The sequence below is a fragment of the Sphingopyxis sp. HIX genome (assembly GCF_001468285.1).
GTDB lineage: Bacteria > Pseudomonadota > Alphaproteobacteria > Sphingomonadales > Sphingomonadaceae > Sphingopyxis.
In genome coordinates this window covers 1-10,317 of record NZ_LNSB01000079.1, presented here as the reverse complement: position 1 = coordinate 10,317, position 10,317 = coordinate 1, and the positions used below count along the sequence as shown (strand labels likewise).

Sequence of the window (10,317 nt, the reverse complement as noted above, 5' to 3'; positions counted from 1 at the left end):
GCGGACATCTTAATCCTCCCTGCGGCGAAGCCGTGGGGAGGGGGACCACCCGCAGGGTGGTGGAGGGGTGCGGGAGGTCATACGCCGAGTTCGGCTGCACGCACCCCTCCACCATGCTTCGCATGGTCCCCCTCCCCATCGCTTCGCGACAGGGAGGATTAACAACATCCGCTCCCCACCCCAAAACCGCCATCACGCTCCCAACAAAAAAGGGAGCGGCAAGCGCCGCTCCCTCCTCAACCCGTCGTCGCCGCAAACAGCGCGGCGACAAGCCTTACATCTTCTTGCCGGCCCACGCCTCGGGGTCGAAGCCTTCGAGCGTATCGCCCTTGGTGCCCGCGGCGATTTCGGCCTCGGTCAGGAACTTGATCGCGACGCCGCCGGCCTTGGTGCTGCCCCAGCTCAGCGCGGTCATGTGGCTGTCGCCGTATTTCGCGCCGATCACCGCGTCGGCGCCCAGCTTTTCGCCGCGCTCCCACAGTTCGTTGTAGATTTTCTGCTGCGACGGTTCCTTGCTGAAGATCGTCGCCTTGCGGACGCCCGCGGTCACAACGCCGACGATCTTGTACGGCTTGTCGGTGATGTCGTGCGGGAAGACGGGCACGCCCATCTCCTCGTTCACCATCACATAAGCGACGTCCTTTTTCTTCGCGACGGCCGGCGACGAGACCGCCATGGCGGCGATCGCCACGGCTGCGAGAATCTTGATCGACTTCATTTTCTGCTCCCCCTGAATGGTCCGTCTAGTTCGCGCTCCGGCCGCATGACGTCAACCCGATTTTCGCTTCAATTCATCGGATATTGGGCGTAGATATTCGCGCGGGTTGCAGGGGGATTTTATGCTTTCGATACATGCGGCTGCGTCCGCCATCTTGCTCGCGGCGACGGCGCAGGCGGCGCCCGCCGACGAAGCCGCGCCGGCCCTGATCACCGCCGAGCTGCCGGTCGCGGCCGAGCCCGTCGCGGCCACCGCCGAGCCCGCCGTGCCGGTGATCGCGCCGCTGGTCCTGCGCCGCGACACGCCCATACATTTCATGGTGGTGTCCGAAGTCACGACCAAGACCCACCAGGCGGGGCACCGCTTCAAGCTCCGCGTCGACAAGCCGGTGCAGATCGACGGCGTCACCGTCATCCCGATCGGCGCCACCGGCTGGGGCGAAGTGCTCGCGGCCGAGAAGAGCGGCAATGCGGGGAAATCGGGCAAGCTCGAAGCCAAATTGCTCTATGTCGACATCGGCGACGTGCAGGTGCCGATCACCGGCAACAACAGCGCCAAGGGCGCAAGCGGCACGGGCGAGACCGTGCTCGGCGTGCTCGCGCTCGGCCCGCTCGGGCTCTTTGCCAAGGGCAATAATGCCAAGATCAAGGCGGGCGAGCTGATGACGGGCTTCGTCGGCGCCGACACCGAACTCGCGCGGCCCGCGCCGGCCGGGCTGTGACGCCGCTCCGCGCGCTCGCGCTGGGCGCCGGGCTTGCGCTCGCCGCGCCCGCAGCGGCGCAGGACATGGTCGTCGCGCAGCCGGTCGCCGGTCCCGCCGAAACGCGCCTGCTCGTCCCCGCGGGCACGGCGATCGACCTCGTCACCAGCCATGCGATTTCGAGCAAGAAGAGCGTCAAGGGCGACCTCCTCTATCTGAAGGTCGCGGCGCCCGTCCTGGTCGACGGGGCGACCGCGATCGCCGCCGATACGGTGGTCGTCGCGCAGCTCGCCGATGCGCGCGAGCGCGGCGCCTTCGGCAAGGCGGGAAAGCTCGACGTCCAATTGCTCTACGCCGAGCTGCCCGGCGGCAGCCTGCGCGTGTCGGGCCGGATCGAGGCGCGCGGCAAGTCGGACGGCGGCGACGGCGTCGCGACCGCGGCGGCCTTCCTCTTCCTGCCCTTCATCGCGACCGGGCGCAGCGCCGAAATCCCTGCCGGGTCCGAAGTAACCGGCCGCCTCGACCGCGATCTGTGGGTCGACAAGCGCTGATCGTCCGCGCCTGTCCGCGCTAGGGTGACAACCCCTTATCCCCTCGTTACAACCGCTTCCCGATGCAGCAGGGACTCGCGACCTGACGACGGGCGCCGCTGTGTCATCATCGTGCTGAGGGTCGCCGGCACAGGCTAAAGGCCGCACCATCGGGTGCGGGGCTGAGGGGGCGACTGTCACATGAAAAAAGCATCCGACCTGTTCATCGAATGCCTCGAGGAAGAAGGCGTCGAATATATTTTCGGCGTCCCGGGCGAGGAGAATCTCGACTTTCTCGACAGCCTGTCGCGGTCGACCAAGATCAAGCTGATCCTGACGCGGCATGAGCAGGGCGCGGGTTTCATGGCCGCCACTTACGGTCGCCACACCGGCAAGACCGGCGTCTGCCTCGCCACCTTGGGCCCCGGCGCGACCAACTTCGTGACCGCGGCGGCCTATGCGCAATTGGGCGGCATGCCGATGATGATGATCACCGGGCAGAAGCCGATCAAGAAGTCGAAACAGGGCCGCTTCCAGATCCTCGACGTCTGTTCGATGATGTCGCCGATCACCAAATTCACCCACCAGATGGCCAGCTCGGACAATATCCCGAGCCGCGTGCGCGAAGCCTTCCGCCTCGCCGAAGAGGAAAAGCCGGGTGCCGTCCATATCGAGCTGCCCGAGGATATCGCCGACGAGCATACCGATTCGACCCCGCTGAAGCGCAGCCACTCGCGCCGGCCGAACGCCGACGTCAAATCGATCCGCGAGGCGGTGAAGGCGCTCGAGGAAGCCACCTCGCCGATCCTCGTCATCGGCGCCGGTGCCAACCGCACGATGACCAGCCGCATGCTGCTGCAGTTCATCGAAAAGACCGGCATTCCGTTCCTCACGACCCAGCTCGGCAAGGGCGTGATCGACGAGCGGCACCCGAAATTCCTCGGTTGCGCGGCGCTCAGCGCGGGCGACTTCGTCCACCGCGCGGTCGAGGCGTCGGACTGCATCGTCAACCTCGGCCACGACGTGATCGAAAAGCCGCCCTTCTTCATGAAGCAGGGCGGGCCCAAGGTCATCCACATCTCGTCGAAGACCGCCGAGGTCGACCCCGTCTATTTCCCCGACGTCGAGGTGATCGGCGACATCGCCAACGCCGTGTGGCAGATGAAGGAGGACATCGTCCCCAACGGCGGCTGGAAATTCGATCACATGCTCGCCTATCGCAAGGCCGAGGTCGAGCACACCGCGCCGCTCGCCGCCGACGCGCGCTTCCCGATCTTCCCGCCGCACCTGGTGCAGTCGATCCGCGATTCGATGCCCGACGACGGCATCATCTGCCTCGACAACGGCGTCTACAAGATCTGGTTCGCGCGCGGCTACACCGCCTATCGCCCGAACACCGTGCTGCTCGACAATGCGCTCGCGACGATGGGCGCGGGGCTGCCCTCGGCGATGATGTCGGCGATGGTCTATCCGGGCCGCAAGGTCATGGCGATCTGCGGCGACGGCGGCTTCATGATGAACAGCCAGGAGATGGAGACCGCGGTCCGCCTCGGCCTCAACCTCACCGTGCTGATTTTGAACGACAGCTCGTACGGCATGATCCGCTGGAAGCAGGCGAACATGGGCTTCAAGGATTGGGGGCTGACCTATGGCAACCCCGATTTCGTCAAATATGCCGAAAGCTATGGCGCGCACGGCCACCGCGTCGAAAGCGCCGCGCATCTGAAGGAACTGCTCGCGCACACCCGCGACACGCCGGGGGTGCATCTGATCGACTGCCCGGTCGACTATTCGGAGAACGACCAGATCCTGAATATCGACATCAAGAAGCTGTCGAAGGAGCTTTGATTTCCGCTCCCCTCCCGCAAGCGGGAGGGGCAGCGAGACTTGCGAGCTTGCTCGCTAGTCGCAGCGGGGTGGGCTTTCCGCACCGTTGCTGGCCCACCCCCGACCCCTCCCGCAAGCGGGAGGGGGGAGAGATGCGATGAAACTCAAAGACGTCTACCCGCTCTACCTCAACAACAAGGCGGCGCAGCCGAACACCGACCTCGAGGTGATCGACAAATATACCGGCGAGGTCGCGTTCCGCACCGCGCTCGCGACCCCCGACGTCATCGACGAGGCGATCGCCGGCGCCGTGCGCGCCGCCGAGCCGATGGCGCGGCTCGCGAGCTACGAGAAACAGGACGTGCTCAACCATTGCGTGACGCGCTTCAAGGAGCGCTATGACGAGCTCGCTTATGCTTTGTGCGTCGAGGCGGGCAAGCCGATCGCCGATGCCGAGGGCGAGGTCGGGCGGCTGATCGACACCTTCCGTATCGCCGCCGAAGAAGCGGTTCGCAACTATGGCGAGATCCAGCCGCTCGACATTTCGGCGCGCGCCAAGGGCTATATGGGAATGTGGAAGCGCGTGCCGATCGGGCCGTGCAGCTTCATCTCGCCGTTCAACTTCCCATTGAACCTCGCCGCGCACAAGATCGCGCCGGCGATCGCGATCGGCTGTCCCTTCGTGATGAAACCCGCGTCGATGACCCCGCTCGGAGCGATCATCATGGGCGAGGTGCTCGCCGAATGCGATATCCTCCCCGAGGGTGCGTTCAGCATCCTGCCCGCCGCGCGCGCGGGGTCGGACCTGTTCACCACCGACGAGCGGCTGAAGCTGCTGAGCTTCACCGGCTCGCCCGGCGTCGGCTGGGACCTCAAGGCCAAGGCGGGCAAGAAGAAGGTCGTGCTCGAACTCGGCGGCAACGCCGCGGTGATCGTCGACAAGGACGCCGACCTCGACCATGCACTCGCGCGCATCGTCTTCGGCGGCTATTATCAGTCGGGGCAGAGCTGCATCCACGTCCAGCGCGTGATCATCCATGAAGATATCTACGAGACCTTCCGCGACATGCTCACGGCGAAGGTCAAGACGCTGAAATCGGGCGATCCGAAGCTCCGCGAGACCTTCATCGGCCCGATGATCTCGGTCAAGGAAGCGACGCGGCTCAAGGGCTGGATCGACGCCGCGGTCGCCGCGGGCGCGACCCTGCTCGCGGGCGGCGGGTGCGAGGGCAATATGCTCGAGGCCGCGCTGCTCGAAAATGTCCCGCGCGGCGCCGATGTCGTCGTCGAGGAAGCCTTCGGCCCCGTCGTCGTGCTGTCGAAGTTCAGCGACTGGGACGCCGCGCTCGCCGAGGTCAACGACAGCAAGTTCGGGCTGCAGGCGGGCATCTTCACCCGCGACATCCACAAGGTGCTGGAAGCGTGGGACCATCTCGACGTCGGCGGCATCGTGGTCAACGACGTGTCGAGCTACCGCGTCGACAATATGCCCTATGGCGGGGTCAAGGATTCGGGCCTCGGCCGCGAAGGCGTGCGCTTTGCGATCGAGGATATGAGCGAAATCCGGAATCTGGTGATCAGGCGGACCTGAATCTCCCCTCCCGCTTGCGGGAGGGGTCGGGGGTGGGCAGCGACGCTGCAGGGGCCCACCCCGCTGCGACTAGCGAACAAAGTTCGCAAGTCTCGCTGCCCCTCCCGCCTGCGGGAGGGGATATGTTTCCTTTCGGCACCGTCACCAAACCGCCGCAAAACTTTCTCCGAACTGTCGCGGCTTCGATTCCCACCCTGTAACAAAACTCCTGTCTAGGCCGGGGGCAGCAAAAACTGCCTCCGGAGCGAGACATGGCATCGATTTCCACCCTGCCGATCCCCGCGCGTTTCCCCGATCCCTTCACCACGGATCCGCATATCCCCGAACGCGTGATCGGCGAGCGGCGCAATTATCGCAGCGTCTGGGTCAGCGACATCCACCTCGGCACGCGCGGCTGCAACGCGCCGCTGCTCATCGACTTCTTCGACCATGTCGACTGCGAGACGCTCTACCTCGTCGGCGACATCATCGACGGCTGGCGACTAAAAAAGCGCCACTTCTGGCCGCCCGAGCATAATGACGTCGTGTGGCGCGTCTTGAAGCGCGCCAAGCGCGGCACGCGCGTCGTCTATGTCCCCGGCAACCACGACGAGATGATCAAGCCCTTCGACGGCTTCGATTTCGGCGGGGTCGAGATCCGCCGCGAGGCGATCCACGAGACCGCCGACGGGCGCAAATTGCTCGTCGTCCACGGCGACGATTTCGACGCGGTGATGCTCGCGCACCGCTGGCTCGCCTTCGTCGGCGACGCCGCCTACACCGCGCTGATGAAGTGCAACGTCGCGGTCAACGCGGTGCGCAACAAGCTCGGCCTGCCCTATTGGTCGCTGTCGATGGTCGCCAAGCACAAGGTCAAGAACGCGGTCCAGTTCATCGGCCGCTACGAGGAAGTCGTCGCCCACGCCGCGCGCTCGCGCGGGGTCGATGGCGTGGTGTGCGGCCATATCCACAGCGCCGAGATGCGCGAGATCGATGGCGTTTCCTATTACAACGACGGCGACTGGGTCGAGGGCTGCACCGCGCTGGTCGAACATCACGACGGCACGATGGAAATCCTCCACTGGGCCGAGGAAGTCGCGGCGCGGAGCGCCCCGGCGCAGCTCTCGCTGCCCGCCCCGGCCAAGGCCGCCTGATGCGCATCCTGATCGTCAGCGACGCGTGGGAGCCGCAGGTCAACGGCGTCGTGCGCACGCTGCAGGCGACGATCGGCGAGCTACGCACGGCGGGGCACGAGGTCGGGGTGATCTCGCCCGACCTCTTCCGCTCCTTTCCGTGCCCCTCCTATCCCGAAATCCGCCTCGCGCTCGCGGGCTGGCGCAAGGTCGGCCGGCATATCCGCGCCTTCGCGCCGCAGGCGATCCATATCTCGACCGAGGGCCCGCTCGGCATGGCGGCGCGGCGCTGGTGCATCCGCAACCAATTCCCCTTCACCACCGCCTATCACACGCGCTTTCCCGAATATGTCGCGGCGCGGCTGCCGCTCTCGCCGGCCTTCGTCTGGCGCTTCATCCGCTGGTTCCACCGCCCCGCGCGCCACATCATGGTCGCGACGCGCAGCCTCGGGCGCGAGCTCGCCGCGCAGGGCCTGACGCAGACGATGATGTGGGAGCGCGGGGTCGATCACACCCTCTTCCGCCCCGACCGCGCGCCGCACCCCGCCTTCGAAGACCTCGCGCGCCCGATCCAGCTCTATGTCGGCCGCATCGCGGTCGAGAAGAATATCGAGGCCTTCCTCGATACCGCGCAGCCGGGCACCAAGGTCGTCGTCGGCGACGGCCCCGCGCTCGCCGAACTGCAGGCGCGCTATCCCGATACCGTCTTCCTCGGCAAGCAGACCGGCGAGGTGCTCGCCGCGACTTATGCCGGCGCCGACGTCTTCGTCTTCCCCAGCCGCACCGACACCTTCGGGCTGGTGATCATCGAGGCGCTGAGCGCGGGCACGCCCGTCGCGGCCTATCCGGTGCCCGGCCCCGGCGACATCGTCCGCGATGGCGCGGGGGCGCTCGAGGAGGATCTGGGCGCCGCGATCGCTGCGGCGCTGACCTGTAACCGCGCCGACGCCGCGGCGCTCGGCGCGCGCTACAATTGGGCGGGCTGCACCTCGCAGTTCGAAAAAGCGCTGACCTTCGTACCGAGCGAGCCTGCGCCCAAGGGCACGGCGCTCGGCACGACGATCCTCTCGGCCTAGAAAGCCTTGCGCCACTCCAGCTCGATATAGCGGCCCAAGGGGTCGATATAGCCCGGCTGGTAGTTCAGCGGCACGATGCCGTTGCCGTCGGTGATCCTGCGCTGCGCGTCGAAGATATTGTCGACCGCGAGGCGCAGGCGCGATCCTTTCAGGAAGGGCAGCTTCTCGATCAGCTTGGGCTTCTGGTTGAAGTCCATGAAGACGCGCAGGTTGAAGGTCGCGAGGTCGCCGAACTTGAGGTCGCCCGAACTGCCGCCGGCGACCGTGCTGCCGCTGTCGTATTTCGCGCTCAGCCGCACGCCGAAACCCTTATTGAACACACCGCCGTCGAGTTCGAGCAGGTGGCGGTTGCTGCCGCCGCCGCTGCCCGTCGCCGAACCATCGAGCAGGTCGAGTTCGGGCACGCCCGGACGGATCAGCACCGTATCGGTCAGCTTGATCGTATGATAGAGCGACACCTGCCAGCGCCCGCCCTGCGGCCCGCCGAACATGCCGCCGGGGCCGCCGCGCCCGCCGCCCATGCGCGGGCCGCCGCCACCGCCGGGACCACGCCCGCCGCCGGCGCGCGGACCGCCTTCGCCGCCGCCTGGCCGCGCACCTGCCGGAGGAGCCCCCCCCTCGCCCGCCGGCGGGGTCGCACTCGCACCCGCCGGACGCTCGCCGCGTCCGCCGCCCGCACCGGGGCCGCCCTGCTGCTGCTGGCCAAAGCTCTTGCCGAAGTTGAAGCCCCAGCGGATCTGCGAATTTTCGCTGCGGTCGAAATTGACCGGGCGCAGGTCGAGCGCGGTCAACACGCCGTTCGGATCGCGCGTCACGCGGTCGGGGAAGGCCGCCTCGATCTCGGGCGTCAGCAGCGGGAAGCCGTTCGCGGTGTCGTAGCTGCGGTTGCGGTTGTAATTGACCGAGAGGTTGAGCCCCTCGAGCATCGGCGGCGACCAGTTCACGCCGAGCTTGAGGTCGCGGCGCTGCTCGGCGAGCAGTGCGGGATTGCCCCCCGTCGTCGTCGTGATCTGCACCGTCTGCCCGGTGCGGAAGTCGTAATAGGTCACCGCCGGGGTCACCAGCGGCGCGGCGCCGAGCTGCTGGATGCCGGGCGCCGCCTCGTCCTGGTTGTAGCTCGCAATCAGCGACAGATTGTCGGTCACGCCCCAGTTGAGGTTCGCGCCCCAGCTCTTCAATGCGGCGAAATCGCTCGGGTCCTGATATTGGCCGCTCAGCGTCAGCGACACGCGGCCGATCTTGCCGACCTCATATTCGGGGTCGAGCAGCGGGATGGTCAGTGATCCGAACACGCCCGGCAGGTCGCGCGCGAGGTCGGTGGTCGTGATGCCGTTGGCATTGTCCGACCGGCTGTCGAAGCGCAGCCCCGAATAGCTCGCGGTCGCCGACAGGCGGATCGGCCCCGCCCAGCCCTCGGTCACCGTGCCCGACAGATTGGCATTGCCGCCGAAGCTCTGCTGGCTGCTGTCGAAGCGGTCGACGCGCGCGGCGCCATTGACGATACGATCGGTGAAGGTCCGCTGGTCGGCGTCGGCATAATTGGCCGAGGTCGACCAGCGCCAGTCGCCGATCATGCCGTTGACGCTCGCGGTCGCGGCGAGGTTGCGGCTGCGCCCCTCGCGTTCGAGCGGATCGCTGACCCCGCCGAGCCCGGGGCCGAGCAACGACAGGCTGTCGGTCTGGTCGAAACGGACGTTGAGCGACGCGTCGGTGACCTTGTTCAGGCTGCGCTGGATCGTCGCGTCGAGCGAATATTCGTCGCTCGCGCCGAGCAGGCTGCGCGCGGGCGCCTGCGCAGCGAGCGCGGGGTCGTCGTAGACGAGGTTCCGCTCGCTCTCGCGCAGCATCGTCTGATGCTCCCACCCCGCGTTGAGGTTGAAGCGGCCGTTGTTGCCGATCATCAGGAAACTGGGCTCGATCTCGCTCTGGAAACGCCCGCCCTGCGTCGGAATGCCGCCCTCGGCCTCGACCGCGACCTGGCGGAAATTGGGCTTGAGCACGAGGTTGACGACGCGCTCGTCGGCCGAATAGCCATATTGCAGCGCGACTTCCTCGGGGAAGATCTCGACCTTTGCGATCGCCTCGGGGGGCAGGTTGCGGACCTCGCCGAAGCCGCCGACGCGGCGCCCGTTGACCAGGATGATCGGCCGCCCGCTGCCGCGCCCGCGCCCCGAGCGCGTCTGCGGCTGGAGCGCAGTCAGCAGTTCCTCGACGTTCGAGACGCCATAGCTCGCGATTGCCGCCTCGTCGAGTTCGGCCTCGGCGGCATAATCGGTGTCGAGCTGCCCCGCGAGGCGCGGCGCGGTGACGACGATGTCGTCGGGGCGGACATCGTCATATTCGGTCTCGTCGGCCTGCGCCGCGACATCCTCGGCCGGCTGCGCGGCGGTCGCGGTGATCGCGACCGGCGCCTCGGTCTCGGCGAGCGCCGGCACCGCGAGCGACGCCCCCGCCGCCAGCAGGGCGGCCCGGACGGAAAGCGAGGGGCGGGAATGAAGCATCGGGAGAGGGCCTTTGTTTTTCTTGTCTTTGTCTTGTCTTACCGGCGCGCGCTGAACCCCCGCTGACGCCGGTTTGCGGTCGCGGTTCACCTATGTCGCAATTGTCGCAACAATGTGTCGGGGCCATGGCTGTTCCACGAACGGCCGATATCGAGCGGCGGACGACGGGCGCCGCCGTGTCCGGTTTCGGGCGGGAGCGGTCATTCTAATCCTCCCTGCGGCGAAGCCGTGGGGAGGGGGACCACCCGCAGGGTGGTGGAGG

The 10,317-nt window shown here is 67.0% G+C and carries 8 protein-coding genes; 6 read left to right on the top strand and 2 right to left on the bottom strand.

Going from position 1 to position 10,317, the window contains the following annotated elements; translation table 11 throughout:
• Positions 1 to 274 precede the first annotated feature (274 nt).
• On the bottom strand, positions 275 to 718 hold the full coding sequence (locus tag ATE62_RS22410) for a hypothetical protein (protein WP_231736391.1): 444 nt from the start codon (positions 716 to 718) through the stop codon (positions 275 to 277).
• Positions 719 to 839: 121 nt separating this feature from the next.
• Here ATE62_RS22410 and ATE62_RS22405 point away from each other — a divergent pair, with 121 nt between their 5' ends.
• The 6 genes from ATE62_RS22405 (at position 840) to ATE62_RS22380 (ending at position 7,554) form a co-directional block, all read left to right on the top strand.
• Positions 840 to 1,439, top strand: coding sequence for a hypothetical protein (locus ATE62_RS22405; RefSeq protein WP_058810561.1), 600 nt, complete (start codon positions 840 to 842; stop codon positions 1,437 to 1,439).
• A complete protein-coding gene (locus tag ATE62_RS22400) occupies positions 1,436 to 1,969 on the top strand; it encodes a hypothetical protein (RefSeq protein WP_058810560.1) in 534 nt (177 codons plus the stop codon). Before ATE62_RS22405 ends, ATE62_RS22400 begins: the two co-directional genes overlap by 4 nt.
• 180 nt (positions 1,970 to 2,149) lie before the next feature.
• On the top strand, positions 2,150 to 3,796 hold the full coding sequence (locus ATE62_RS22395) for an acetolactate synthase large subunit (RefSeq protein ID WP_058810559.1): 1,647 nt from the start codon (positions 2,150 to 2,152) through the stop codon (positions 3,794 to 3,796).
• Positions 3,797 to 3,932: 136 nt separating this feature from the next.
• Positions 3,933 to 5,366, top strand: coding sequence for an aldehyde dehydrogenase family protein (locus ATE62_RS22390; protein ID WP_058810558.1), 1,434 nt, complete (start codon positions 3,933 to 3,935; stop codon positions 5,364 to 5,366).
• Between the two features lie 251 nt (positions 5,367 to 5,617).
• A complete protein-coding gene (locus ATE62_RS22385) occupies positions 5,618 to 6,499 on the top strand; it encodes a UDP-2,3-diacylglucosamine diphosphatase (protein ID WP_058810557.1) in 882 nt (293 codons plus the stop codon).
• Positions 6,499 to 7,554, top strand: coding sequence for a glycosyltransferase family 4 protein (locus tag ATE62_RS22380; RefSeq protein ID WP_058810556.1), 1,056 nt, complete (start codon positions 6,499 to 6,501; stop codon positions 7,552 to 7,554). Before ATE62_RS22385 ends, ATE62_RS22380 begins: the two co-directional genes overlap by 1 nt.
• Here ATE62_RS22380 and ATE62_RS22375 read toward each other — a convergent pair.
• Positions 7,551 to 10,055, bottom strand: coding sequence for an ABC transporter ATP-binding protein (locus ATE62_RS22375; protein ID WP_058810555.1), 2,505 nt, complete (start codon positions 10,053 to 10,055; stop codon positions 7,551 to 7,553). The two genes, ATE62_RS22380 and ATE62_RS22375, sit on opposite strands and share 4 nt — an antisense overlap.
• Positions 10,056 to 10,317 lie beyond the last annotated feature (262 nt).